General features: G+C 70.7%; 23 protein-coding genes. 18 read left to right on the forward strand and 5 right to left on the reverse strand.

Annotated features, from left to right (window positions below; genetic code table 11):
* Nucleotides 1–148 precede the first annotated feature (148 nt).
* The 4 genes from BLP38_RS13685 (at nt 149) to BLP38_RS13700 (ending at nt 5,273) form a co-directional block, all read left to right on the forward strand.
* On the forward strand, nt 149–1,183 hold the full coding sequence (locus BLP38_RS13685; RefSeq protein ID WP_091359050.1) for a hypothetical protein: 1,035 nt from the start codon (nt 149–151) through the stop codon (nt 1,181–1,183).
* Nucleotides 1,183–2,436: a glycosyltransferase family 2 protein gene (locus tag BLP38_RS13690; protein ID WP_091359910.1), complete on the forward strand. Its 1,254-nt coding sequence runs from the start codon at nt 1,183–1,185 to the stop codon at nt 2,434–2,436. The genes BLP38_RS13685 and BLP38_RS13690 overlap by 1 nt, the downstream gene beginning before the upstream one ends.
* Nucleotides 2,437–2,966: 530 nt before the next feature.
* Nucleotides 2,967–4,031: a Gfo/Idh/MocA family protein gene (locus BLP38_RS13695; RefSeq protein WP_091359053.1), complete on the forward strand. Its 1,065-nt coding sequence runs from the start codon at nt 2,967–2,969 to the stop codon at nt 4,029–4,031.
* A gap of 63 nt (nt 4,032–4,094) precedes the next feature.
* Nucleotides 4,095–5,273 (forward strand): DegT/DnrJ/EryC1/StrS family aminotransferase, encoded by a 1,179-nt coding sequence (locus BLP38_RS13700; protein ID WP_091359057.1) that lies wholly within the window; start codon nt 4,095–4,097, stop codon nt 5,271–5,273.
* Nucleotides 5,274–5,429: 156 nt separating this feature from the next.
* Here the strand turns inward: BLP38_RS13700 and BLP38_RS13705 are convergent, their stop codons facing one another.
* Complete coding sequence (locus BLP38_RS13705) at nt 5,430–6,074, reverse strand: WecB/TagA/CpsF family glycosyltransferase (protein ID WP_231916522.1); 645 nt, start codon at nt 6,072–6,074, stop codon at nt 5,430–5,432.
* 755 nt (nt 6,075–6,829) lie between these two features.
* Between BLP38_RS13705 and BLP38_RS13710 the strand changes: the two genes are divergently transcribed.
* Entirely contained in the window at nt 6,830–7,564 is a 735-nt protein-coding gene (locus tag BLP38_RS13710; RefSeq protein WP_091359061.1) for an LPXTG cell wall anchor domain-containing protein, read from the forward strand.
* A complete protein-coding gene (locus BLP38_RS13715; RefSeq protein WP_091359065.1) occupies nt 7,561–9,309 on the forward strand; it encodes a DUF4012 domain-containing protein in 1,749 nt (582 codons plus the stop codon). The genes BLP38_RS13710 and BLP38_RS13715 overlap by 4 nt, the downstream gene beginning before the upstream one ends.
* A gap of 232 nt (nt 9,310–9,541) precedes the next feature.
* On the opposite strand, the gene BLP38_RS13720 is transcribed toward BLP38_RS13715, so the two are convergent.
* Nucleotides 9,542–12,004, reverse strand: a complete 2,463-nt coding sequence (locus BLP38_RS13720) for a helix-turn-helix transcriptional regulator (RefSeq protein ID WP_091359069.1) — start codon at nt 12,002–12,004, stop codon at nt 9,542–9,544.
* 385 nt (nt 12,005–12,389) lie between these two features.
* On the opposite strand from BLP38_RS13720, the gene BLP38_RS13725 reads away from it, so the two are divergent.
* On the forward strand, nt 12,390–12,692 hold the full coding sequence (locus tag BLP38_RS13725) for a DUF1540 domain-containing protein (RefSeq protein WP_091359073.1): 303 nt from the start codon (nt 12,390–12,392) through the stop codon (nt 12,690–12,692).
* A complete protein-coding gene (locus BLP38_RS13730; protein WP_331710084.1) occupies nt 12,620–13,636 on the forward strand; it encodes a methyltransferase family protein in 1,017 nt (338 codons plus the stop codon). Before BLP38_RS13725 ends, BLP38_RS13730 begins: the two co-directional genes overlap by 73 nt.
* On the opposite strand, the gene BLP38_RS13735 is transcribed toward BLP38_RS13730, so the two are convergent.
* Together BLP38_RS13735 and BLP38_RS13740 are read right to left on the reverse strand one after the other, a co-directional pair.
* Complete coding sequence (locus BLP38_RS13735) at nt 13,597–14,424, reverse strand: hypothetical protein (protein WP_157681117.1); 828 nt, start codon at nt 14,422–14,424, stop codon at nt 13,597–13,599. The two genes, BLP38_RS13730 and BLP38_RS13735, sit on opposite strands and share 40 nt — an antisense overlap.
* The gene (locus BLP38_RS13740; protein WP_091359083.1) at nt 14,421–14,792 is read right to left on the reverse strand and encodes a hypothetical protein; all 372 of its coding nucleotides are present in this window, start codon (nt 14,790–14,792) and stop codon (nt 14,421–14,423) included. The genes BLP38_RS13735 and BLP38_RS13740 overlap by 4 nt, the downstream gene beginning before the upstream one ends.
* Before the next feature lie 90 nt (nt 14,793–14,882).
* On the opposite strand from BLP38_RS13740, the gene BLP38_RS13745 reads away from it, so the two are divergent.
* From BLP38_RS13745 to BLP38_RS13760, 4 genes are all read left to right on the forward strand, one after another.
* Nucleotides 14,883–15,422, forward strand: coding sequence for a YaeQ family protein (locus tag BLP38_RS13745; protein WP_091359086.1), 540 nt, complete (start codon nt 14,883–14,885; stop codon nt 15,420–15,422).
* Between the two features lie 73 nt (nt 15,423–15,495).
* Nucleotides 15,496–15,972, forward strand: coding sequence for a transporter substrate-binding domain-containing protein (locus BLP38_RS13750; RefSeq protein ID WP_091359916.1), 477 nt, complete (start codon nt 15,496–15,498; stop codon nt 15,970–15,972).
* Nucleotides 15,969–16,949 (forward strand): cation diffusion facilitator family transporter, encoded by a 981-nt coding sequence (locus BLP38_RS13755; protein ID WP_091359090.1) that lies wholly within the window; start codon nt 15,969–15,971, stop codon nt 16,947–16,949. Before BLP38_RS13750 ends, BLP38_RS13755 begins: the two co-directional genes overlap by 4 nt.
* Before the next feature lie 167 nt (nt 16,950–17,116).
* Nucleotides 17,117–18,211, forward strand: a complete 1,095-nt coding sequence (locus tag BLP38_RS13760) for a fatty acid desaturase family protein (protein ID WP_442922945.1) — start codon at nt 17,117–17,119, stop codon at nt 18,209–18,211.
* A 10-nt stretch (nt 18,212–18,221) separates the two neighbouring features.
* Here BLP38_RS13760 and BLP38_RS13765 read toward each other — a convergent pair whose 3' ends face one another.
* The gene (locus tag BLP38_RS13765) at nt 18,222–18,797 is read right to left on the reverse strand and encodes a nitroreductase family protein (RefSeq protein WP_091359093.1); all 576 of its coding nucleotides are present in this window, start codon (nt 18,795–18,797) and stop codon (nt 18,222–18,224) included.
* A gap of 58 nt (nt 18,798–18,855) precedes the next feature.
* Here BLP38_RS13765 and BLP38_RS13770 point away from each other — a divergent pair, with 58 nt between their 5' ends.
* The 6 genes from BLP38_RS13770 (at nt 18,856) to BLP38_RS13795 (ending at nt 24,719) form a co-directional block, all read left to right on the forward strand.
* Complete coding sequence (locus tag BLP38_RS13770) at nt 18,856–19,251, forward strand: polyketide cyclase (protein WP_091359095.1); 396 nt, start codon at nt 18,856–18,858, stop codon at nt 19,249–19,251.
* A 90-nt stretch (nt 19,252–19,341) separates the two neighbouring features.
* Nucleotides 19,342–20,904, forward strand: coding sequence for a carboxyl transferase domain-containing protein (locus tag BLP38_RS13775; RefSeq protein WP_091359921.1), 1,563 nt, complete (start codon nt 19,342–19,344; stop codon nt 20,902–20,904).
* The gene (locus BLP38_RS13780; protein WP_091359101.1) at nt 20,904–22,871 is read left to right on the forward strand and encodes an acetyl/propionyl/methylcrotonyl-CoA carboxylase subunit alpha; all 1,968 of its coding nucleotides are present in this window, start codon (nt 20,904–20,906) and stop codon (nt 22,869–22,871) included. The genes BLP38_RS13775 and BLP38_RS13780 overlap by 1 nt, the downstream gene beginning before the upstream one ends.
* Nucleotides 22,868–23,359: a MaoC family dehydratase gene (locus tag BLP38_RS13785; protein ID WP_091359104.1), complete on the forward strand. Its 492-nt coding sequence runs from the start codon at nt 22,868–22,870 to the stop codon at nt 23,357–23,359. Before BLP38_RS13780 ends, BLP38_RS13785 begins: the two co-directional genes overlap by 4 nt.
* Nucleotides 23,356–24,147 (forward strand): HpcH/HpaI aldolase/citrate lyase family protein, encoded by a 792-nt coding sequence (locus tag BLP38_RS13790; RefSeq protein WP_091359107.1) that lies wholly within the window; start codon nt 23,356–23,358, stop codon nt 24,145–24,147. Before BLP38_RS13785 ends, BLP38_RS13790 begins: the two co-directional genes overlap by 4 nt.
* Nucleotides 24,144–24,719: a TetR/AcrR family transcriptional regulator gene (locus BLP38_RS13795; RefSeq protein WP_091359110.1), complete on the forward strand. Its 576-nt coding sequence runs from the start codon at nt 24,144–24,146 to the stop codon at nt 24,717–24,719. Before BLP38_RS13790 ends, BLP38_RS13795 begins: the two co-directional genes overlap by 4 nt.
* Nucleotides 24,720–24,730 lie beyond the last annotated feature (11 nt).

Below are 24,730 nucleotides of genomic sequence, written 5' to 3' on the forward strand. Positions count from 1 at the left end.
TGGCTCCTTCCGGCGCCATCGCGCCGAGCAGAGGGAAACGCGCCGACCAGTGTGGAATGGGTGCGCCTGAACGCCCCGACCGTACGCAATGAAGCGGTAGCCGAGAGGGGGGCTTGACCTCACCCCCACGGGCGGATAACCATGCCGAGTGATCTCTGCGCCGCCCGTCCTGCTCGTCCTCGGTCCGGAGGGGCACGGGGTCACCCGGTACGGCGACGACGTCGCCGCGGCAGTGACGGCTGCGCACCCCGACGCGAGGGTCGTCCGAGTCGCCGATGTGGCGTCCGGGGATCTTGCCCTCGACGACGTCGAGGCGGGGACCCGCGTCCATCTCCACGCCACGGATCGCCTGTTCGGCTCCCGGCCGGAGGATGCCGCCGACGTCGTCGAGCGGTGGGCCGGACGCTGCCGCCTCACGATGACGCTCCACGACGTCCCGCAGCCCTCCGACGGCACCATGTTCGACCGACGCCGTGCTGCCTATGCGCGCATGATCGCCGCGGCGGATCGGGTCGTCGTCAACAGTCGTCACGAGCAGCACCTGATGGACGAGTACCTCCCCGGCTCCGCCCACGCGCACGCGATCGCCCTGGGGGCGCGCACCGGCATCCCTCCCGTCGGAGCCGTCACCGGAGGCAGCGACCTCCGCGTGCTCATCGCCGGTTTCATCTACCCCGGCAAGGGGCACCGTCCCGCGGTGATCGCCGCGGCCCGCGCAGCCGAGGTGCTGCGGGAGCGCGGCGACGGACCGGAGGTCGTCGCCGTTCGCGCCATCGGCGCACCCTCACGCGGGCACGAGGCCGACGTCGAGCAGTTGCGGGAAGAGGCTGCGGCACTAGGGGTCGCCGTCGAGGTGACCGGATTCCTGGGCGACGACGCCTTCGCCCGCGAACTCGCGGCCCCCGGCATCCCGCTCGCAGCCCACGAACACGTGTCGGCCTCGCGGTCGATGCTCGACTGGGTCGAAGCCGGGCGGCGCCCGCTCGTCGTCGACTCCCGGTACGCGGCGGAGATGGACGAGCTGCGGCCGGGGACGCTCGCGCGATACAGCGCCGACGACCTCGCCGATCGACTCGTCGACGCGTGGCGCGATCCGGCATCCACTCGGCTGGCAGCGGGCGTTTCCCTGGCGCCGACACTCGACGACGTGGCCGCCGCGTACGTCCGCTGGTGGGCGGCGTGATGACGGGGGGCATCGCACTGCCGGGCAATCGCTGGGATCTCCTCGACGGGCGCACGCCCGATATCGCCCCGTCGGTCTCCGTCGTCGTGGCCCACTACGAGCAGCCCGAACAGCTCGGGAGGTGCCTCGCGGGCCTCGCCGGGCAGGATCACCCCGCGGACCGCCTCGAAGTGATCGTCGCCGACGACGGGTCGGCCGTCGCACCGGACGTTCCCGAGGGGGTTCGTCTCGTTCGCCACGCTGACGAAGGGTTCCGGCTCGCGGCCGTGCGGAACCTCGGTGCGGCTCACGCGACCGGCGACGTACTCGTCTTCCTCGATGCCGACACCGTTCCCGAGCCCGGTTTCGTCCGCGAGCTGACGCGGATGCCGGGGCTCGCCCCCGACGTCGTCACGGTCGGGCGGCGGCGCCACGCCGACCTCACCGGGGTGGCGCCGGTCGCAGACGTCCGTTCCGTCGTGACGGGGCGCGAACTGCCCGAGCCCGCGTGGCTCGCCGAGGCCTACGACCGATCCCGCAACCTCCTGGATGCCGACGATCGGAGCTATCGGCACACGATCGGTGCGGTCCTCGCCTGCAGCCGCGTCGTCTTCGACGCGACCGGGGGCTTCGACGAGTCGTTCCGCTCCTATGGCGGCGAGGACTGGGAGTGGACGTACCGGGCGTGGCTGAGCGGGGCCCTTCTCGCTCACGTTCCCGAGGCGGTCGCCTGGCACGACGGACCGGATGCCGGGGCCCGAGACGACCACGATCGTGTGACCCGGAACGCGGAGGCGATCCTGCTCGCCGGCCTCATCCCGGTCCCCAGGACCCGCCCGCGAGGGCTGCCCTCGTCGCACGTCGACATCGCGGTGACCGCACCACCTGGAGCGTCCGAGGGCGCCACGTTCGTGAGCGTCGACTCCGTCGTCGCGGCCGTCCCCGGATCGGAGTGGGTGGATGCCGCCGCCCTCATCGACGCCCGGGGGCGCCTCGACCGCGTGCGGCTGCACATCGAGATCGTCCGGCAGGTGCGCGTGGATCGCCGACTCGATGACCTCCTCGAGCGCATCGCGCGCGACGGGATCGGCACCGTCAGCATCCTCGACGAGGACGACGATGTGCTCCTGCGCATCCGCTCGTTGCGCGCGTCCGCGCGAGAGGGGCGGTGGGGTCGGGAAGACCTGTTCCCGCACGTGTCGGAACGCGTCGAGGGGGTCCGGCTCCTGGCCGGCGAGCCCGATGTCGCCGCGTACCTCGGTGGGTGGGGCTAAGCACTCGGGCGACCCAATGTCGGCCGCGGGGCGGGTCTTCCTCATCCGTGTGACGAATCGTGTTGTGCGCAGCGCCCGGGTCTGGTTTCATATCGACGGGGACACCGGTCGTGCCCGCCTGGGGAGGCGTGCACACCGGCGACGAATAGGATCGTCGCCGGAGCCGGTCTAACGCACACACCTCTTGCTCGGGGTGTTCGCGACTGGGGAAGAGCAATGGGGACAGTGGGGACAGCCGTCGCACGAGCGGCGAGCCGCGAGCGCACCGATGCGCCGATCGTTCTCGTGGCCACCTGCGCGCCGATCGTTCTCGTGCCCATCCGATCCGCGCCGGGCTCCGAACAGCACCTATCGGCGCCTGGCGATGCGACTCGCGCGCCGGCGCACGACTTCGCGGCGGGGGCCCGAACCCCCGCGATGACAAGGCTCCGAGACGGCACCGGCGACGGCGCTGTCCGGGCTGCGGCGTGAGCCGCGAGGGGACGCTCTTGGGGAGCGTGCACGACTTGGGGAAATGTGGGGGGACACACGTGAGCAGGAAATTGAACATCGCCGTCATCGGTGCGGGGTACTGGGGGCCTCAATTGGCGCGCAATCTGCGCGCCAATCGGGAGTGGAACCTCGCTGCCATCTGCGACGTCGACATCGATCGTGCGCGTCGGGTGGCTGATGCGGTGGGAGGGGCCCCGGTCACGTCAGAGGTCGGGTCGGTGCTCGCGGATCCGCTCGTCGATGCGATAGCCATCGCCACCCCTGCCGCCACGCACCACGAGATCGCCATGGCGGCTCTCGACGCGGGCAAGCACGTCATGGTCGAGAAGCCCCTGGCCGACACGCAGAAACGCGGCGCCGAGATGGTGCGCCGGGCATCCGAACGCAGCCTCGTGCTGATGACCGACCACACCCAGTGCTACACACCGGCCGTGATGAAGATGCGCGAGCTGATCGCCGGCGGTGCGCTCGGCGACATCCTCTTCATCGACAGTGTGCGCATCAACTTCGGCCTCACACAGCCCGACGTCGACGTGTTCTGGGATCTCGCGCCTCACGAGCTGTCGATCATGGACTTCATCCTGCCCGGCGGCCTGCAGGCGACCTCGGTGGCAGCGCACGGATCCGATCCGACGAACACCGGCAAATCGTGCATCGGCCATCTTTCGATGCCCCTCGACGGGGGAGCGATGGCGCACGTGCACGTCAACTGGCTGAGTCCCACCCGCACCCGTCGGATGGTGATCGGCGGGACGCGCCACACGCTCGTCTGGGACGACCTCGATCCGGAACAGCGTCTCAGCGTCTACGACCCGGGGGTCGACGTCTCGTCGATCTCGCGTGCGACCGCGCGCGACCGTCGTGCCGCCGACACATTCCGCATCGGAGGCATCCGCGCACAGGCTGTCGAGGAGCGGGAAGCCCTCGGTGCCGTGGTCTCAGAATTCGCCTCGGCGATCCGTGAGAAGCGCGCGCCGCGCACGAGCGGGGCGGCGGGCTTGCGCGTTCTGTCGATCCTGGATGCCGCGGCCCGGAGCCTGGCTGCGTACGGTGTGCCGCAGCCCCTGCGGCTTGCGCGCCGCTCGGCCGGGGTCGCGGCATGACCACGAGCCGCGCGACCGGTATCCCGGTCGCCGGTCGAGCTGCAGGCACGGGCCTCGTGCGGGATGACGATCGTGGCTGAGTCGATCATCGAGGTCATGGTTCCCTGCCTCGGTCCGGAGGAGGCCGAGGCGGTCGCTCGCGTCGTCGCCGGAGGATGGATCGCAGAGGGGCTGACGGTCGCCCGCTTCGAGGAGGAGTTCGCCCGTGTCATGAGGGCGCCCTATGCCGTGGCCGTCGCCAGCGGGAGTGCTGCGCTGCAGCTGGCGCTGATCGTGGCGGGCGTGCGACCCGGCGACGACGTCGTCGTTCCGTCCTTGGCCTTCATCGCCACGGCGAACGCCGTGCGGCACGTCGGTGCGACGCCCGTCTTCGCCGATGTCGATCCGCACACCGGCACCGTCACGGGGGCGACCATCGAGAGCGTTCTCACTCCGGTCACGACGGCGGTCGTCGTCGTCGATCATGCGGGAATCCCCGTCGATCTGGAGGACATCCGCGATGTGACGGATCCGCTCGGGATCATCGTGATCGAGGACGCCGCGTGCGCCGCGGGATCGACCTATCGCGCGCGGCCGGTGGGAGCCACGGCCGAGGTCACGGCCTGGTCGTTCAGCGACCGTTCCCTCCTCACCACCGGGGAGGGCGGCATGCTCTCGACGAGCCACGCGCGGTGGGCCACGCGAGCGAGGCGTCTGCGCGGGCACGCGAAGGATGCTGCCGCGCACGATGGCGGCGATGTCCTGCCCCCGCCGGCCGAGGAGTATGTGGAAGTGGGCTGGGACTGCCGGATGACCGATCTGCAGGCCGCGGTGGGTCTCGTGCAGCTCATGAGGCTTCCCGCGATCCTTCGTCGGCGACGCGAGATCGCCGATCGTTATCGCCGGGAGCTGCAGGGCGTCCCCGGCCTCCGACTCGTCGCCGATCCTGCGTGGGGTACCGGCAACGACCTCGACCTCTGGGTCGAGGTCGAGCGGGTCTATCCGCTCGAGCGCGACCAGCTGCTCGCGGCGCTCCACGACGCAGGGGTGTTCGCGCGCCGCGGCACGCCGGCCGCGCACCGGCAGGCGCCGTACCGTTCGCTCACTCCGCCGGAGGGCTTGCCCGGGACCGACCGATTGACGGACGGCACGCTCGTCCTCCCGGTCCACCATGCGCTCACGGATGCGGAGCAGGGTCGCGTCATCGCGCTCCTGACCGGGACCCGGCGTGCGGTTGCGACGGCGGCGGAGATCGTTCGCTGAGCACCTGCGTTCTCCGCTGACGAGCGGATGGCCCTGTCGCGCGACTGTGCGCGTAGGGATCCGCTCAGGCGGGCGCCGGAGGGGTCCTCAACGACCCATCAGGCGGGCACGGACGGACGGGGGGAGGTCCGGCCGTGCCCGCGTGCGGGTGACGGATCATGCATCGTGATGAGCCGAGGACCGGCGGTCGGCCAGAGAGGCCTGCGGTTCCTCGATGAGGCCCCGCGTCGCTGATCGCTTCGGCTCGAGCATGAGCCGCCACATCTTGTCGAGTCCGGCTCGTCCGACCCACCGGGGGACGCGCACGACTCGACCTGTCAGAAAATCCATCACCGTGTCGGCAGCCAGCAGCACGCGTGCGCCCGTGGCTTCGCCGAACGTCTCGATCCACGGCTCCTGCGAGGCACGATCGACGCAGACGATCACGAGGTCCGTGTCGGTGTGCCGGAGCTGCTCCGCAATCTCCGCGGACGCGCCCGGAGACGAGACCTGTTCAGGCGTCGGCGTCCAGTGGCCGATAAGTGCGACACCGGGCCAGCCGGCCATCACACGCCGGTGGAGTGTCTCGCGCATGTCGGGGGTTCCACCCACCACCGCCACGCGCCAGCGCTGGGCGCTCGCGCGGTCCAGGACGCCGCCGATCAGATCGCTGCCGTGCCACCGCGGCCGATCCGCTCCCGCTGCTCGCCGCGCGCGCGACGTCATCGGCCCGTCGTCGACGAGGGTCAGGTGCCGGATGCCTCCCGCAGGAGATGCGGTCGGATAATGGTCGAGCGTCGCCGGGACCACGGCGAGGGGCAAGAGATGACGATCATGGATCGTGGCGGCGATGAGGTCGCACGCGCCCGATGCATCGGTGAGGTGGGCATCAGTCCGTATCGGTGAAGTCACCGTGCGAATGGCCATCAGACCCCCCGCCGCGTTCGCAGCACCGATAGGCCTGCGGCGCAGAGCTGTCCTGCGCCGAGTGCGCGACGAAGTCGGCGCGCACTCGTGTTCCGTTCTGTCCCCATGAACGTTCCATCCCCCCAATTAACGACCGGCCCCTGACCTGTGCCCCAGTGCGGAACCGATCCGCCGTCCCCTTTTACTGACGCCGGTCCCCGTCGGCGTCTGCGCGGTGAGCCGACCCTCTCGGTCACCGCACTCTCTCCCCCTGGTCGCTCAGCGACCGCCGCGCGCCGCCCCCGACGTCGCGCGGTATGTGGGCTCTTCGTACGTGTTCGTTGCGCGAACGAAGACGTACGAAGAGCCCAGGCAGACATGGTTACGGCCCCCAAGCTCGCGCCACTTCCTCTGCTCCGCCGTGTGCCGTTTCGACTCCCCAAAGCCTCGACGGCGGCGATATCCGAACGCTACAGCCGAGTCGGGCGTCCACCAATAGGGGGACAAACCTAATCTGCTTGTCCCCCAATTGGGGGACAGCTAGGGGGTCCGATTAGGGGTTCCGGGAGAAACACGGGAGGCCCATCCGCCGGATCGGGGATAACGTGGCGCCTGTACATCGAGCGCGCCTGCCTGAGGCGTGATCTCGAAATGCCTTTGGGGAGGCTGACATGTGGGGGAACATCTGGCGTGCCGCGATCGTGGTCGCTGTCATCGCAGGAGCCGGCTCGACGTCGGCGTACGCCGCGGACGGATCGTACGTCCCGAGCAGCCCGCCCGAGGACGGGCTCGACGGCTCTGTCGTGCAGGCACTGTGCGTGAATGAGGCGCCGACGATCGGCTACTCGATCGTGCGCGTCGCCGCGACGGCGTCCGCGGGCAGCCTATCGACGGGCCCGGTGACGGTGTCGACCGCTCTGGCTGCACTGTCGACGGTCCGGGCCGCGGTCGTCGCGGCCGCGCCGTCGACACCGACCGCCGAGCTCGTGATCCGGGGCAACGGGCAGGAGATCGCCGTACCGCTCCGAGTGGATGCCTCGGGTGAAGGCTCCGGCAGCATCCTCTGGCCCGGTGTCGAGGTTGCGAGCGACGGCACCGTCGAGGCTCTGCCGGGCTGGGTGCGGTCCGGTGATGGGTGGGAGCCGCGCAACGATGCCGCGGCCTGGACTACCGGAGACGTGACCGCCCAGTTGCGGGTCGGGGATGACAGTATCGACGTCCCGCTCGCCTACCCGGGGTACTCCGACGACTGTGCGACGCCTGTCGGCGTCGCGTCGGGCGGCGTCTCCGGCGGCTTGCCGCAGACGGGCGGCCAGTGGCCTGTCGCTGCTGCCGTCGGGGGGACCGCCGCGGTCGTCGCGGGTGCCGTCCTCGTCTCGCGTCGTCGCCGCCGGGTCGAATCGTGAGAAGGCGCCGTCGACTCGTTCTGGTCGCCGGCGCACTCCTCCTCATCGGAACCGCGGCCGCGGCCGTGCACGTCGGTCGGTCGGCCTGGGATCTCGCAGAGGCGCTCGATGCCGCGGGCGACGATGCCGCGCTCGCGGCCGAGGCCGTCGGTTCGGGTGACATCGAGGGCGCGAAAGCTGCGGCCGACCGGCTCGTCGACGGGATCTCGCACGAGATCCCGGACGACCCGCTGTGGTTCGCCGCCGAGGCCCTTCCGGGTATCGGGCCGAACCTCTCCGCCGCACGACGAGCCGCCACCGCGGTCGTCGACGTCGCAGACGGCGTCGCCCCCGCCGTACTCGACACGGCGCGGGACCTCGAGGGTGCCGACGCCGAGGCCGCGGTCCGCGTCCTGCGACACGCGGCTCCCTCCCTCGCCCGTGCGGCGGCGTCGCGCGACCACGTCGCGGACGACCTCGTCGATATCGATCGGAACGCCCTTGTGCCGCAGCTGGCGGGCGGCGTCGGCCGTGTCGTCGACGCGGTCGACGCGCTCCAGCCGCTGACGGACGGTGCCTCGCAGGCGGCGGATCTGGTGCCCGCGATCCTCGGTGCCGAGGGGGACCGCCGCATCCTGGTCGTCCTCCAGAACACGGCAGAGCTGCGCACCGGCGGCGGGATCACGGGCACCTTCCTCGAACTGCGGGCCCGCGACGGGGTTCTTTCACTCGGGGCTCAGCGCGACTCGTCTCAGTTCTCGCCGGTCGCGGCCCCTCTGACGACGGTGCCCGCCGCGGAGGTGCGCTCTCTGGGCGACGGAATCGGTCGCTATGTACAGAACGCGTCGATGACCTCCGACTTCCGGGTGACCGCCGAGCTCGCGTCGGCGTGGTGGCAGAAGTCGGGCGAGGCCGTACCGGACGTCGTGGTCTCGATGGACCCCGTCGTCCTCTCGGCGATCCTCGGAGCCATCGGCCCGGTCGAAACGCCGGCCGGCGTCCTGGATCAGAAGAACGTCATCGACCGCCTCCTGGTCGAGCCGTACCGCACGCTCGACCAGGACGCACAAGGGCGTCTGTTCTCGGATGCCGCGGCTGCCGTGTTCACTGCTGTCACCGAACGTGCCCGCCCCGCCGCGATGATCCCCGGGCTCGTGGGAGCGGTCGACGAGGGACGGATCTCGGTGTGGAGTCGGCATGCCGACGAGCAGGTGATCCTCGCCGGCACCGCGCTGGCCGGTCCGCTCGCGAGGCAGGATGCCGCCGGCCCGAACGCCTTCGCGGCGTACTTCAACGACGCGACAGGCGGAAAGCTCACCCCCTACCTGACGGTCGGACTCGCGACGCGCTCGGGGGTGTGTCGAGCCGACGGTCTCCGCGAGGTCGAGGTGGAGGTCTCCCTCGCCAACTCTTTGACGAACCGGGATGCCGCGATCCTGCCGGTCAGCGTCACCGGGGGTGGCTTCTACGGTGTCGCCGCCGGCCATATCTCGCCGACACTGACGGTCGTCACGCCGCCGGGGTGGTACGCGGGTGGGGTGTCGCTCGACGGCGCACCGTCGGCATCCGTGGACGCCGATGACGGCGGCCGCATCCTCGTCACCCGGCGCGTCGACGTCGAACCGGGGGGCTCGCACGTCCTGACTTTCCGGTTCATCGCCGGACCGGACGTCCCGCCCGACGCGGCGGTACCTGAGCTCCTCCACACGCCCCTGTTGAAGCGGGTCGAGGTCGCGTCGTCGGCGATCGGGTGTCCCGCGGCGTGAGGTGAGGTCACTCACCTCAAGATTTCTCGGATCTGTATCCGGAAAGAGCGCGCTTTCCTTTAGCATTGGAGGGCCATCCCCCTACGGCTGCCAGGCCGTTCCCCAAGCGGTCTCGACGCGCATTGTCCCCAAACGTGTTCGTCTCTGGCGTCCCGGATGGCTTCGCGGACCCCCTCACGCCGCAGTCCCCACTGAACTGGCCCGAGGGGGTCCGCCCCTTCATCGCCGTTCCTCAGCGTCCCGCGCTGCTGTCCGTGCCGCCTTCTTCGCTGCCGACGATCGCCTGGAGTTTGGCGATCAGGTCCGTGCGGGATGTCGCACCGAGGCGACGGCGGATGCGCGCGATGTGGTGCTCGGCCGTTCGCGGCGACATGAAGATGGCCTCGCCGATCTCGGCATAGGTCATGCCGCTGAGGACGAGGGCGGCGACCTCTCGCTCGCGCGCGCTCAGGAGCCCGCTGTCCCCGAGCGCGACATCGTCGCTCGTCGTCCCCGGAGCCGCGTTCGGGTGCAACGTCCGCGCGAACGCGGCAAGCCGAATACCTGTGCGGCGATCGCGAGAGCGTTCCGACAAAGCGATCGCCAGTCGCGCACCTTCCCACCCGAGGCCCATCTCGGCCAGGCGAGACGCCACATCTTCGACGCGTTCCGCAGCGCCCTCGTCGACCCGGTTCCGAGACCATTCGGTGGCGGCCGCCGACAGCGCCCCCGCCAGTCGCGACTCGCGCGCGACGGCGGCGAGGGCCCGCACCGTCTGCGCCTGGCTATGCGAGTCCCGCGCGAACAGTGCGCGCTGGAAGGACGACCAGGTCAGCGGGACAGACCACATCAGCGGGTTACCGAGGCCGTGGAGGATGCCGTTCAGGGCGTCGAGCGCGGGCGCGACGCGCTCGGAGTCATCGAACACCGGGGCTGTCTCGATGAACTCCCGCAGAGGGTGGAGGAGGAAGAGGTCCGGCTCGACGTGACGGACGTCGTCTCGCACCCGCATCCACAGGGCGCGAAGCTCGTCGATCGAACCGTAGCGGCGCACATGGGCGAGCATGACGGCATCCCGGATGAGGATCTCGCGGCTGCTGAGCGGCAGGAACGACGCGTCGACGTCGGCCAGGCGGGCGACCGACTCCTCCGGATGCTGCCGGTGCACCGCGACCCAGGCGGCCCAGAGAAGGAGCCTCGAGCGCGCCCAGGGGCCGCCGTGGTCGTCCATCAACGCGTCACCCAGGAGGTTCGCGGCGGTCTGCAGCTCCCCGAGGTTGATCGCCCCGATCGCGGCGATCACTGCCGGCAGTTCGGGCACCGGGCCGTCCTCCGCCGAGTCCCCGTAGGTCTCGCTGGCGCGCACGAGTTCATCGAACGCGCCGCCCGACGGCCAGCTGAGCGACGCCGCCAGACCCCGCATCAATTTGGCGTGCGCCACCCTCAGCGTCGTCGGGACGCCTCCGGTTCCGGCGTTCAGGCGTTCGACCGCGGTGAGCAGGGGAGCGGGGTCGCCTGTGCCGAACGAGGCCACGGCGCCCTGCGCATGCAGAAGGAAGTCGTCACCGGGCTGTGCTCGGTAGGTCATCGCGCTCGCGCGGAGGAATCCGCGCGCACTCCAGGCGGAGCCGAGGATGCGCAGCGCTTCGCTGTGATCGTCGCCTGTCGCCGACAGCGCCACCTCGTCGACCAAGGAGGCAGCCTCGTCGATATCGCCCCGCGCCCACGCCATGCGCGCCTTCCGGAGCGCGATGCGGTTCGGATCCGCCCCCGCCGCCAGTGCGGCATCGTAGAGTTCCGTGGCCCGAGCCAGGTCGTGGGTGGCGGCCTGGTCTGCGTGAGCCTGGAGGACCCGAGCGAGGCGGGCGTCGACATGGTGGCCGAGTGATGTTGCCACCTCGGCGTCGAGAGACGGAATCGCCGACGTATCCATCGCCTCGATCAGCTGGGCGACGGGTGTCGTCCGGGTGACGGTCGTGCGGACGATCGGCACCGGGCGACCTCCCCGCAGCAGGAGTCCTTCGGCGTGCCCGATGGCGAGCGCCGTGGCGACGGCCTCGTCGGTCGCAGCCGGCAGGTCTTCGTCACCGCCGAGGCTTGCGCGGCGGACGACGGCGGCGACGGATGGTTCGAGTGTGTCGATCCGCAACGCGATCACCTCTCCGACGGCACGGATGATGCGCTCGTGCGAGGGGTCGCTGCAGTATCCGTCACCGTGGGCCGCCAGTGCTTGCTGCACGAGCCAGGTGACGGATGCCGCCATTCGGACGATCGCTCCGATGCACCCCGTGTCGATCGACCGGCCGGCACGCTCGACGGCGCGGACGACGTCCTCGGTGTCGACCTGTCCCACCGCCAAGGCCGGTCGGGACTGCTCGATGCGGCGGATGAGGGCCGTCAGCGCCGGAGTCCACGGCCACGGTCGGCAGCCGATGATGAGTCCTGCGCCGGGGTCGTCGAGATGCCGGTCGAGGACGCGGATCTGGTCATCGGTCAGAAGGTGCGCATCGTCCACGAAGAGGGTGTCCTCGACGTGGGAGACCCGTAGGGCGATCTCGTCGAGGAGGGGGCTCTTACCGGAGCCCGCGGCGCCGACCACCACCAACCGGGCAGGACGTGTTCCGGCGCTCAGCTCTTCTTCGACGTGGGTCAACGCGAGTTGAGGCCACAGGAGAAGCGAAGGGGGGAGGTCGGCGGACATCGCGGCGAGTGCCATCGCGTTCCCCCTCCTCTGAACGGGACGAGCGGACATCCGGCGCGACGTTTCGGCGCCCAGCCGGCTGACCCCTCCGATCCGACGCGCCTGCGTCGAACCGTACCCTCGACGCCCGTGTCGAGATTCGGGTCCGACCCGGGGTTTCCCGCCCACGGCGAGATTCCCGGAAATCTACCACCGCCCGGGCTCTGCACGGGACCAGATGTAAAACCGGTGGATTGTGTGGTAGCAGAGGTCTTCCGCGGGGCGCTGCGGCGCCGTGCGAAGGTCAGGCTCACCTAACAGAACTTTCCCGATCTGACCGGGGAGAAAGGTGGAACTTAGGCTGTCCGAACCGCGGGGGTCGGCGCGTACTCTCGAGGCACGACCCCTGAAGGAGGCTCCCATGAGCATGACTCTCGACGACCTGCCCCGCGTGTCCGAGTGCAACGCCCTCGGCTGTTCGTACAACGACCACTCGCACTGTCACGCCGCCGCCGTCACCATCGGTGGTGCTCCCGGCGACGCCGAGTGCGCGACCTTCATCCCGCTCGGCACGAAGGGCGGCCTCGACAAGGTCGTCAGCCACGTCGGCGCGTGCCAGCGGTCGGAGTGCGTCTTCAACTCGTCGCTCGAGTGCACCGCGACCGCGGTGCGCGTCGGACCAGGAGCGGAGTCGGCGGACTGCCTCACCTACCAGGCCGCCTGACCCCCGCCGTCGCGCGCACCTACTTCGCACTCCAGGCGGCAGCAGGAGCGCTCTGGTGGGTCGCCGTCTTCACGGTGCCCGTCGTCCGCGAGGCGACGCTTGCGACGATCGACCCCGTCGCGATGGCCCTGTGGGACGTGCCGCTGTTCGTCGTCGCATCGGCGATCGCAGCGACCGGACAGCGGATCGCCGTGATCGTCGCGACGGCGTGGACCATCGGCGTCACGACATTCCTCGGTGTCTTCGCGCTCGTGACCATGACGGCGGGGTGGGGAGCCGTTCTCATGACGGCGGCATCGGCGGCATCCGTCCTCGCCTGCGTCGTGATCCTGCACGGTTCCGCGCCCACGCACTGGCTCATGGTCGGACCCTTCCGCATCCGTCCCGCGAAGGCCGGTCTGCCGACGAGGCGCCATGTCGGCGCGACGGCAGGGCAGATCGTCGTCTTCTGGGGCCTCGCGCTCGGGGCCGTTCCGGCGTTGCTGGTCTGGGTCGAGACGCGGTGGATGCTGCACGTCCCGGTTCCCGCCGGGGTGCGCATCGGCGGGGCCGTCCTGTTCGTCGCCGCCAGCGCTGTGGGGCTGTGGTCCGGTGCCGTCATGTCCGCGCACGGGGACGGCACTCCGCTTCCGATCGCGACGGCGCGACGACTGGTGATCCGTGGCCCCTACCGGTTCGTCCGGAATCCGATGGCGGTCGCGGGGATCACGCAGGGCATCGCCGTCGGGGTGATGCTCTCGTCGTGGATCGTCGTGATCTATGCGGTGTGCGGATCAGTGGTGTGGAACGGCGCGATCCGCCCGCTCGAGGAGCGCGACCTCGAGGCGCGATTCGGCGAAGAGTTCCGCCGCTACCGGGATCGGGTGCGGTGCTGGATGCCGCGCCTGACGCCTGTCCCTCTCGATCAACCCGTCGCTTCGCCGGTGGGAGCGTCGGCCGAGTAGACCTCGACGACGCCGTCGCCGAGCACGAACTGCAGGCGGGTGCCCTCCCGGAACCGCTCGCGGAGCTCGGCCGGCGTCTCGTCCGACACGATGACGCTCGCCGCCGGAGCGAACGGCTCTGCAGCGCAACTGGTGTACCAGGCACCCGACCAGCCGTCCTCGGGGGATGCGCTCCAGGCCTCGTCCGGCAGGACCTGGATGCACTGTGCCTTGTCCCCGAACCCGGTGTCGTACTGAGCCACGATGGGGGTCATTCCGGCGAGGGCCGCGTAGATGCGCCCGTCCGAGGGTGGAGCGCTGAGCGCTTCCGGCCAGCTGCGCTCGGGGTCGAGCGCGAGTGTCGTCACGTGGGTGATGGCGGCGCCGGACGTGGTCGGCGCGCCCGCACCGCTCACCCGTGCACTGGCGGCTGCGGTGATGCCCACCGCGACGGTCGCGACCATCGCGAGCGATCCGGCCCACGCGATGCCCGTCAGGAGCCGACGTTTCCGTGAACCCCCGGACGGGGGCGCGGCACGGCGCTGCGCGGCTCGTGCGGTGGCGGCGACCGCGGCGGGTACCGTCGGGGCCGGCGGGAGCTGAATGGGCGCCGCCGGACTCACCGCCGCAGTGCGCGTCGGCGCAGGAACCTGGTCGACGATCCGAGGGTGGCGCTGCTCGGCACGGGCCCGAGATTCCAGCTCGTTCAGACGCCGTCGCGCAACGGGGTCGTCGCCGAGGCCACCACCGGGTCCGTATGCCCTCGCCTGCAGTTCGCGCAGTTCGGCCTGCAGGTCGCCGTCCATCACAGACCGAGCGATCCGGATTCGACGGTGCCGGCCACCGCTTCGACTTCGGCGAGGGACTTGGTCTGCAAGAACGTGCAGAGGATCGACACCATCGCGAGTTCGCTCGAGAGCTCGAGTGTGCGCCCGGGGTTCAGCTTGAGGTCGACGTCGCGCGCTTCGAACGTGATGCCCCAGTGGATGGAGCCCAGCGGCTCGGGCTGGATGTAGGTGAGGGTCATCGAGTCCAGCAGGTTCAGCGAGATGAGCCCGGTGTCGAGGCCATCGGCACCGTCCTGCGGGATGACCTTCACGCGATCACTGATCGAGTAGCCCAGCGCGGCGAACTCCTCGAGCCACTGCTCGAGCATCTCCTTGCTGTGGAAGGGCATGACACGACTCCCTGACTGAGTGCATCGGATGGGGTGCGACCATTATGACCCGTGCGTCTGGGTGCGGCATCCCCCGCCTAGGCTCGGAGGATGGCCATCGGATCCACGATGCACACATTCACCGTGCAGCTCGCCGACGTCGATCGCGGCGTGTACGAGGAGCTTTCCCTGCGTATCGCGCGACACGCATCCGAGACGGCCGCGAACGTCCTCCTGCGGGTGCTCGCGTACGCCCTGGAGTACGAGGAGGGGATCGCCTTCAGCGAGGGGATCTCGGCGACGGACGAGCCCGCCGTCCTCGTGCGCGATGCGACGGGTCGGCTCACCGCGTGGATCGAGGTGGGTGCACCGGATGCCGCGCGCCTCCACGCCGGCAGCAAGGCGGCCGATCGGGTGGCCGTGTACACACAGCGGGAGCCGAACCGGCTCGCACAGGCGTGGGCGGGCAAGATCATCCATCGCGCGGCTGACATCCCGCTGTTCAGCTTCGACCGCGACTTCGTCGAGGATGCGGCATCCGCTCTCGAACGACGCAACGTGATCACGGTGTCCGTCACCGAGCGGCAGCTGTACCTCGACGTCAACGGGCGCTCGTCGTCCTCGCCGATCGAGGAGCAGCGGGTCGGCTGACGCGACCCGAGGGAGCTGTCAACCCCGGCGGGGGAGGATCCGTCCCGTTCGTAGGGTGCCTATGGAGGTTCCCATGTCACGTCGCGCGCGTGCGGCTGCAGCCGCATCCCTCATCGTCGGACTCGGTCTGTCCGGCTGCGGGGTCCGTCCCGCCGACGCCGACAGCACCCTCGAGCGCATCGCGGAGGGCGGTGTCCTGCGAGTGGGCGTGACCGAGAATCCACCCTGGACCGAGCTCGGTGATAAGCCGTCGGGGACGGAGGTCGCCCTGGTCGAGGAGTACGCGGCCGGGCACGGTGCGGATGTCCGCTGGCGGGAGGGGACCGAGGAGGTCCTTGTCGACGCCCTCCACGCGGGCGAGCTGGACATCGTCGTGGGCGGACTCACCGACACGACGCCGTGGGTCGACAAGGCCGCCGTCAGCGACGTGTACCGCGAGGTGACGCGTGCGTCGGGCGAGACCGAGAAGCACGTCATGCTCACCCGCGCCGGGGAGAACGGCTTCCTCATGGACCTCGAGGTCTTCCTGCGTGAGGAGGGTCGGCGATGACGCGGACCGCCTTGCAGCAGGGACTCGACGACGCCGGTCGGAAGGCGCTTCGCCGAGCCGTGCGGATGGAGTGGGCGACGATCGCCTTCCTCGCCGTCACCATCCCGGTCGTCGGCATCGTCACCGGCAGCTCGCAGGCGATGCGCGCCGCGTGGATCGAGGACATGCTCTCGCTCGCCCCGCCGATCGCGTTCCTGGTCGCCGTGAGGGTGATGTCGCGAGCGGCGACCCCGCGCTACCCCTACGGATACTTCCGTTCGGTCGGCGTCGCGCACCTGGTGGCGGGGGTCGCGCTGCTCACCATGGGCGCGTTCCTGCTGATCGAGTCCGCGTCGACCCTCGTCCGCGGCGAGCGTCCGCCGATCGGCTCGGTCGAGATCTTCGGACAGTCGGTGTGGCTCGGCTGGTTCATGATGGCCGTCATGGCGGCGACGATCCCGCTCCCCATCTGGTTCGGCCGCGTGAAGATGCGGCTGGCGCGCCAGCTGCACAACAAGGTCCTCTACGCCGATGCCGACATGAACAAGGCCGACTGGATGACGGCGGTCGGCTCGATCGTCGGTGTCGGCGGCATCGGGCTGGGACTCTGGTGGGCGGATGCCGCGGCTGCGATCTTCATCTCGGGCAGCATCCTGTGGGACGGGGTGAAGAACACGAAGGGCTCGATCACCGACCTGATGGACACCCGTGCCACGACCTTCGACGACGTGGAGCCGCATCCCGACATCGACCGGATCCACGATCACCTGTCGTCGCTCGGATGGGTGGACGAGGTGCGCACCCGTACCCGCGACCAGGGCCAGTTCTTCCACGTCGAGGCTTTCGTCAGGCCGCGCAAGGGGCGGATGCCGCGCCTCTCCCAGCTCGAGCGGGCGAGCGCCGAGTGCCGTGAGCTGGACTGGAAGATGCACGACGTCGTCATCGTCCCGGTGCAGAAGTTCCCCGAAACGGCGTCCGCGCGATCGGGCGAGAGCTAGCCCCGAGCCTGGGCAGGCCCTGGCAGTCGCGTGGGCATCGCCGATGCATGCCGCCACAGCGATGCACCTCCCCGTAGCGTGGCCCTCACGTGATCGGCATACGCTGCTCGCTCCTCTCCGCCGCGGCGGACACCCGATCTCGAGCAGGTGCTTCTATCGCTTCCACCATCACCGAGTCGCGTCTCGGTCCCGTCCGTCAGACGTACTCCGGAACAACGCAGTTCCCCCCGATGACGAAGGCGTTCACCGACGTCTCGCGCATCGTCCGCGAGACGGGACTGCTGCAGCGCACGTCCGTCTTCTACCTCATGGTCGGCATCGCTCTGGCCCTGGCCTTCGGCGGTGCGGTCACCGGCTTCATCCTCCTCGGCGACAGCTGGTTCCAGCTGCTCATGGCGGGCGCCCTCGGCATCATCTTCACGCAGGCCGCCTTCCTCGCCCACGAGGCGGCGCACCGTCAGATCCTGAGCTCCGGTCCTGCCAACGACCGCCTGGCACGCATCCTCGCGGCCGGCGTCGTCGGCATCAGCTACGCCTGGTGGACCGGTAAGCACACGCGCCACCACGCGAATCCCAACCGCGTCGGCAAGGATCCCGACATCGAGATCGACACGATCTCGTTCCTCGAGACGGATGCCGCATCGGCTCGCGGCCTGCGACGCGAGATCACGAAGCGCCAGGGCTGGTTGTTCTTCCCCCTCCTGACCCTCGAGGGTCTCAATCTGCATTACCTCGGCCTGAAGTACCTCTTCACCGAGAAGGACGTGAAGGCGCGCTGGCTCGAGATCGGCATGATCGTCGTCCGCCTCGCCGTGGTCCTCGTCCCGGTCTTCCTGCTCCTGCCTCTCGGCATGGCGTTCGCCTTCGTCGGTGTGCAGCTCGCCGTCTTCGGTGTGTACATGGGTGCGTCTTTCGCCCCGAACCACAAGGGGATGCCGGTCATCGCCCCCGACGCGAAGCTCGACTTCTTCAGCAAGCAGGTGCGCACCTCCCGCAACATCCGCGGCGGCTGGTGGGCGACCTGGCTCATGGGCGGTCTGAACTACCAGGTGGAGCACCACCTGTTCCCGAACATGCCCCGTCCGCACCTGTCGAAGGCGCGCGCGATCGTGCGCGAGCATTGCGCGACGCTCGGCGTTCCGTACACCGAGACGAGCCTCGGGCGGTCGTACGCCATCGTCATCGAGTACCTGAACCGCGTGGGCCTCGCCGCGCGCGATCCGTTCGACTGCCCGATGACCGCGACGATGCGCCGCGGCTGACCGACCGGGATCAGCCCGGGAGCGCGCCGAGGAAGGGTTCGGGATCGAGCGTCTTCCTCGGCGCGTCGTCGATTCTGGCGCGGAGCTCTGCGTCGACGCTGCCGACGTAGAGCCACCCCATGAGCAGTTCGTGGTCGGCGACGCCGTGCAGTGCGCGGACCTGGGGCGAGTTCACGACCAGACCCGTCCGCCACATGACGCCCCACCCGGCCCGCCAGAGGGCGAGCTCGAGCAGATGCGCGGCGCCGGCGGCGGTCGCATGCTGTTCCCAGACGGGAACGGCCGGGTGATTCTTCGGGCTCGCGACGACGGCGATCAGCAGGTCCGCGCGGAACGGCTTCCCGTTGCGTTCGCCGGGCTCGCGCTCGGTTCCGGTGGCGGCGTCCAGCGCATCGCCCAGGCGAGCACGGTCGTCACCGCGCAGGATCAGCAGCCGCCAGGGTCGGAGGGCTTTGTGGTCTGCCACCGGCGTGACCGCCGCGAGCAATTCGCGCAGTTCGTCATCGGTGGGGGCACCCGGGCCCACCTTCGCGAGCGACCGTCGCATCGCCATCGCCTGGAGGACCGGATCGTCGAACGTCGCCATCCCTCCATCCTCGTCGCTTCCGAGGCGGGTGTCGCCGAGGCGGAGTAGCGTCCCGGTCATGACCTGGACCGCGCATCACCTGTCTCGCACGATCGAGTCTCCGCCTCGCGACGTGATCGCCTTCGCGGGTGACCCCGCGAACCTGCCGCGCTGGGCTGCGGGATTGAGCAGCGGCATCCGGAACGAGGGCGGTCGCTGGCTCGCGGAATCGCCGATGGGCGACATCGAGGTGTCGTTCCCGGGGCCGGTCGAGGCGGGCGTGCTCGATCACGATGTGGCCCTCCCCGACGGGACGGTCGTGCACAATCCGCTGCGCGTGCTGCGCAACGACGCCGGGAGCGAAGTGGTCTTCACGCTCTTCCGTCGCGACGGCGTCACGGACGTGGAGTTCGCCGAGGATGCCGCCGCGATCGAGGCGGACCTCGAGGCCCTGCGCGCGATCCTGGAGGGCTGACCGGCTCTTCCCGCGGCGCGGCGGCGGTGTTATCGTTCGTCTGAGTTATCAATCGATAACTGACGCACTCTTCCGGAGGTGCCGTCGACGATGACAGCCCCCACGACGTATCCCGATCTGGTCGCCGACCTCGAGCGCCGTCGCGCCGAGGCGGCGCGCGGCGGGCCCGAGCGGGCGCGCGAGCGGCACACGGCGCGCGGCAAACTCCTCGCCCGAGACCGCATCGACACCCTGCTCGACGTCGGCAGTCCCTTCCTCGAGGTCGGCGCGCTCGCCGGGCTCGACCTGTACGAGGACGACTGCCCCTCGGGTGGTGTCGTCGCTGGCATCGGACTGATCCACGGCCGGCATGTCATGGTCGTCGCCAACGACGCGACGGTGAAGGGCGGCACGTACTACCCGATCACCGTCAAGAAGCACCTCCGTGCGCAGGAGATCGCCACCGAGAACCGCCTGCCGTGCGTGTACCTCGTCGACTCGGGCGGTGCGTTCCTGCCGATGCAGGACGAGGTCTTCCCCGACCGCGACCATTTCGGGCGCATCTTTTACAACCAGGCACGGATGTCTCGAGACGGCATCCCGCAGATCGCAGCCGTCCTCGGGTCGTCGACCGCCGGCGGCGCGTACGTGCCGGCCATGAGCGACGAGACGGTCATCGTCCGGAATCAGGGCACGATCTTCCTCGGCGGCCCGCCGCTCGTGAAGGCGGCGACGGGCGAGGTCGTCTCGGCCGAGGACCTCGGGGGCGGCGACCTGCACACGAAGGTATCGGGCGTCACGGACCACCTCGCCGAGAACGACGAGCACGCGCTGCAGATCGTCCGCGACATCGTCGCGACGCTGCCGGCTCCGGCGCCGCTTCGCGAGCAGCCCGAGCCCGTGACGGCACCGGCGGCGGATCCGACGACCCTCGTCGATGTCGTGCCCGTGGAACTCACGACGCCCTACGACGCCCGAGCGATCGTCGATCGGCTCATCGACGCGGGCAGCTGGCACGAGTTCAAACGGGAGTACGGCGAGACGCTCGTCACCGGCTTCGCCCGCCTGCACGGGCACCGCGTCGGCATTCTCGCGAACAACGGCGTCCTGTTCGGGGAGTCGGCGCTGAAGGGAGCGCACTTCATCGAGCTGTGCGATCAACGCGGCATCCCGCTCGTGTTCCTGCAGAACATCACCGGGTTCATGGTCGGCCGCGAGTACGAGTCGGCCGGCATCGCCAAGCACGGCGCGAAGATGGTGAACGCCGTGGCGTGCGCCTCGGTGCCCAAGCTCACCGTCGTCGTCGGCGGGTCGTTCGGCGCCGGCACGTACTCGATGTGCGGCCGTGCCTACTCGCCGCGGTTCCTGTGGCTGTGGCCGGGAGCGCGGGTGTCGGTCATGGGCGGTCCGCAGGCGGCATCCGTCCTCTCCACCGTCCGCCGCGAGCAGATCGAAGCGCGCGGTGAGGAGTGGTCGGCGGACGACGAGGCGGCGTTCCAGGCGCCGATCCGTGCGCAGTACGAGGTGCAGGGCAGCCCGTACTACTCGACGGCGCGCCTCTGGGACGACGGCATCCTCGCCCCCGCCGAGACGCGCGACGCCCTCGGCCTCGCCCTGGACGTCTGCCTGCGGGCCCCCTTCGACGCGCCGGGCTACGGCGTCTTCCGGATGTGATGCGCATGTTCTACACCGTCCTGGTCGCGAACCGCGGCGAGATCGCCTGCCGCGTCATCCGCACACTGCGGGAGCTCGGCATCCGCTCGGTCGCCGTCTACAGCGACGCGGATGCCGGTGCCCGCCACGTCGCGCTCGCCGACGAGGCCGTGCGCCTCGGGCCCGCGCCCGCCGCGCTGAGCTACCTCGACATCGACGCGGTGATCGCCGCGGCCCGCGCCACCGGTGCGGAGGCGATCCACCCCGGCTACGGGTTCCTCTCCGAGAACACCGCCTTCGCCGCGGCGTGCGAGGGTGCCGGCATCGTTTTCATCGGACCGAGCGCCGACGCCATCCGCACGATGGGCGACAAGATCGGCGCGAAGCACGCCGTCGAGGCGCGCGGGGTCCCCACCGTGCCCGGCGTCGCCCGCGCCGGGATGACCGACGCCGAGCTCATCGCCGCGGCTCCGGAGGTCGGCTATCCGCTGCTCATCAAGCCGTCCGCAGGCGGCGGGGGCAAGGGCATGCACGTCGTGACGGATGCCGCGGACCTCCCCGCCGCGCTGGCCGCCGCGCGCCGCGAGGCGGGTGCGAGCTTCGGCGACGACACGCTGTTCCTCGAGCGCTACGTCGACACCCCGCGGCACATCGAGGTGCAGGTGCTCGCCGACGCGCACGGCACCGTCGTGCACCTCGGCGAGCGGGAGTGCTCGCTGCAGCGCCGGCACCAGAAGGTCATCGAGGAGGCCCCGTCGCCTCTCCTCGACGAGGCGACCCGCGCCCGGATCGGGCAGGCGGCGTGCGAGACGGCGCGGAGCGTCGACTACCGAGGTGCCGGGACGGTCGAGTTCATCGTCGCGGCAGACCGCCCCGACGAGTTCTTCTTCATGGAGATGAACACCCGACTGCAGGTCGAGCACCCCGTCACCGAGGAGGTCACCGGCATCGACCTCGTCGCCGCGCAGCTGCGGATCGCCGCGGGTGAGCCGCTCGGGTTCGGGCAGGACGACGTGACACTCACGGGCCACAGCATCGAGGCGCGCGTCTACGCCGAGGATCCGGCCGCCGGCTTCCTGCCGACCGGCGGGCACGTCGTGGCCGTGCGACACCCGGCTGGCCCCGGCATCCGGGTCGACAGTGCCCTCGCCGACGGACTCGACGTCTCGGTCGACTACGACCCGATGCTCGCGAAGGTCATCGCGACGGGTGCCACCCGCGACGAGGCGCGGCGCCGGCTCGTCGCGGCGCTCGGCGATACCGCCGTGCTCGGGTTCGAGACGAACATCCCGTTCCTGCGGGCGCTGCTCGAGCTGCCCGCCGTCGCCGCCGGCGACCTCGACACGGGGCTCATCGCGCGGGAGCTCGACGGGCTCGTCGCCGCCGACGGCGAGGCACCCTTCGCCGAAGCCGCCGTGCTGATGGATGCCGCGGTGCCGCGCACCGGCGATCCGTGGCGGCGCGCGGACGGCTGGCGTCTGGGCCCGCCCGCGCCGCGACGGTACCGGCTCGTGTCCGGCGGGCAGGAACGGACCGTGGAGCTGGTCGGCGACCGGGTGATCGTCGACGGCGCGGCGGCCCCGGCATCCGTCCGTCCTGCCGGGGACCGGGTTGTCGTGCGGATCGGCGACCGGAACGTCTCGCTCGTCGCGGCGGTCGACGGCGACATCGTCTGGTTCTCGACGGGCGGACGCGCGCACGAGGTGCGGCGCGTGCGGCTCGACCATCGCCGCGACGCGGATGCGTCCGCCGTACCCGAACTCGTCTCGCCCATGCCCGGTGTGGTCGTGATGACCTCGGTCGCCGACGGGGCCGAGGTCGCCGCCGGTGACGCGGTGGTGGTCGTCGAAGCGATGAAGATGGAACATGTGGTGAGAGCGGAGGTCGCGGGCACCGTGGCGCTGCGCGTCGCGACCGGCGACAGCGTCGGCCGCGGGCAGACCCTGGCCGTCGTGACCCCGACCCCGACCCCGGAGGAGGACGCATGAGCGAGGAGACTCCGCGGCGCATCGTGCAGCGCGGACTGTACTTCGACGAGCTCGAGGAGGGCGCGGTCTACGTCCACAGCCCGGGCCGTACCGTGACCGAGGCCGACAACGTGCTGTTCACGACGCTCACGATGAACACGCAGTCGCTGCACCTGGATGCCGCGTGGTCGGAGCAGACCGAGTTCGGCGACCGGCTGGTCAACAGCATGTTCACCCTGTCGACCCTCGTCGGGCTGTCGGTCGCGCAGCTCACGCAGGGGACGATCGTCGCGAACCTCGGCTTCTCGGAGGTGAGCTTCCCGGCGCCCGTCCGCCACGGCGACACGCTCTACGCCGAGACCGTCGTCGCCTCGAAACGGGGATCGCGCTCGCGGCCGGGCCAGGGCGTCGTTGAGTTCGTGCACACGATGCGCAATCAGCACGACCAGGTCGTCGCGACCGCCCGCCGCTCGACCCTCATGCGGATGTCGCCGGGAGCGCCGGCATGAGCCTGGGCCCTGCGCTGCTGTTCTGCCCTGCCGACCGACCCGAGCGGTACGCGAAGGCGCTCGCCGTGGCCGATGCCGTGATCCTCGACCTCGAGGACGCCGTCGCGCCGGCCGACAAAGCCGGCGCCCGCGAGGCGCTCGCCGCGGCGGACGTCGACGCGGCGCGCGTGATCGTGCGCGTGAATCCGGCATCCACTCCCGAACTCGAGCGCGACCTGGCGGCGCTGCAGGGCACGGGGTTCCGCCGGTTGATGCTCGCGAAGGCCGAGGAGACCGCCGAGGTCGACGGGCTCGACGGGTACCGGGTCATCGCGCTGTGCGAGACGCCGCGCGGGGTCGAGAACGCGGGTACGCTCGCGCGGCATCCGCTCGTCGATGGGCTCATGTGGGGCGCCGAGGACCTCATCGCCGGGATCGGCGGGCGCTCGAGCCGCTTCGAGGACGGCCGGTACCGCGACGTCGCGCGCTACGCCCGCTCGCGCGTGCTGATCGCCGCGGCCGTTGCCGGGATCGACGCGGTCGACGCGGTCCACCTCGACATCACCGACACCGCCGGGCTCGAGGACGAGGCGCGGGATGCCGCGGCCTCGGGGTTCGCGGCGACCGCCTGCATCCATCCGTCCCAAGTCGAGGTGATCCGCCGCGCCTACGCGGCGACGCCCGAGGAGCTCGAGTGGGCCGACGCTGTGCTCGACGAGGCGACGCGGCAGCCCGGGGTGTTCCGGTTCCGCGGGCAGATGATCGACGAGCCGGTGCTGCGGCAGGCCCGGCGGGCGCTGTCGCGATGACCACCTGGCGGGCGACGCAGAAGGCGAACCGGCGCGCGGAGCTCATGACCTCGGCGGCGCGGCTGTTCGCGGAGCGCGGGTTCGCGGCCGTGTCGACCGGAGACCTCGGCGATGCGGTCGGGATGAGCGGCCCCGCGCTGTACCGGCACTTCGCGAGCAAGGAGGCGCTGCTGTGCGACCTGCTGGTCGATGCGAGCGAACGACTGCTCGAGGGTGGGCGAGGGCTCACGTCGTCCGGCGGCGGGCCGCGGGAGGTCTTCGACGCGCTCATCGCCTTCCACCTCGACTTCGCCACGAGCGACGCGAACGTCATCCGCGTGCAGGATCGCGAGCTGGCGAACCTCCCCGCGGACGTCAACCAGCGGGTGCGCCGGTTGCAGCGCGAGTACGTCCGGGAATGGGATCGGCCGCTCGCCGCGCTCCGCCCGGACCTCGACGACGCCGAGCGCGAGACCCGGCTGCTCGCCGCGTTCGGGCTGTTGAACTCGACGCCGCACTCGGCCGCGCCCAGCGGCGAGCGGGCGGGCGGCATCCTGGCCGGGATGGCTCGCCGCGCACTGCTCGACGACTGACGCGCGCCGCG

Source organism: Microbacterium sp. LKL04 (assembly GCF_900102005.1).
Lineage (GTDB): Bacteria > Actinomycetota > Actinomycetes > Actinomycetales > Microbacteriaceae > Microbacterium.

Bases quoted from the DNA above. Each gene is read 5' to 3' on its own strand.
- BLP38_RS13765 (WP_091359093.1), bottom strand. From the start codon at position 18,797: ATGGCGACGTTCGACGATCCGGTCCTCCAGGCGATGGCGATGCGACGG.
- BLP38_RS13710 (WP_091359061.1), top strand. From the start codon at position 6,830: ATGTGGGGGAACATCTGGCGTGCCGCGATCGTGGTCGCTGTCATCGCA.
- BLP38_RS13700 (WP_091359057.1), top strand. From the start codon at position 4,095: ATGACGATCGTGGCTGAGTCGATCATCGAGGTCATGGTTCCCTGCCTC.
- BLP38_RS13785 (WP_091359104.1), top strand. From the start codon at position 22,868: ATGAGCGAGGAGACTCCGCGGCGCATCGTGCAGCGCGGACTGTACTTC.
- BLP38_RS13740 (WP_091359083.1), bottom strand. From the start codon at position 14,792: ATGCCCTTCCACAGCAAGGAGATGCTCGAGCAGTGGCTCGAGGAGTTC.
- BLP38_RS13790 (WP_091359107.1), top strand. From the start codon at position 23,356: ATGAGCCTGGGCCCTGCGCTGCTGTTCTGCCCTGCCGACCGACCCGAG.
- BLP38_RS13750 (WP_091359916.1), top strand. From the start codon at position 15,496: ATGTCACGTCGCGCGCGTGCGGCTGCAGCCGCATCCCTCATCGTCGGA.
- BLP38_RS13795 (WP_091359110.1), top strand. From the start codon at position 24,144: ATGACCACCTGGCGGGCGACGCAGAAGGCGAACCGGCGCGCGGAGCTC.
- BLP38_RS13775 (WP_091359921.1), top strand. From the start codon at position 19,342: ATGACAGCCCCCACGACGTATCCCGATCTGGTCGCCGACCTCGAGCGC.
- BLP38_RS13780 (WP_091359101.1), top strand. From the start codon at position 20,904: ATGCGCATGTTCTACACCGTCCTGGTCGCGAACCGCGGCGAGATCGCC.
- BLP38_RS13720 (WP_091359069.1), bottom strand. From the start codon at position 12,004: ATGGCACTCGCCGCGATGTCCGCCGACCTCCCCCCTTCGCTTCTCCTG.
- BLP38_RS13770 (WP_091359095.1), top strand. From the start codon at position 18,856: ATGACCTGGACCGCGCATCACCTGTCTCGCACGATCGAGTCTCCGCCT.
- BLP38_RS13725 (WP_091359073.1), top strand. From the start codon at position 12,390: ATGAGCATGACTCTCGACGACCTGCCCCGCGTGTCCGAGTGCAACGCC.
- BLP38_RS13755 (WP_091359090.1), top strand. From the start codon at position 15,969: ATGACGCGGACCGCCTTGCAGCAGGGACTCGACGACGCCGGTCGGAAG.
- BLP38_RS13745 (WP_091359086.1), top strand. From the start codon at position 14,883: ATGGCCATCGGATCCACGATGCACACATTCACCGTGCAGCTCGCCGAC.
- BLP38_RS13690 (WP_091359910.1), top strand. From the start codon at position 1,183: ATGACGGGGGGCATCGCACTGCCGGGCAATCGCTGGGATCTCCTCGAC.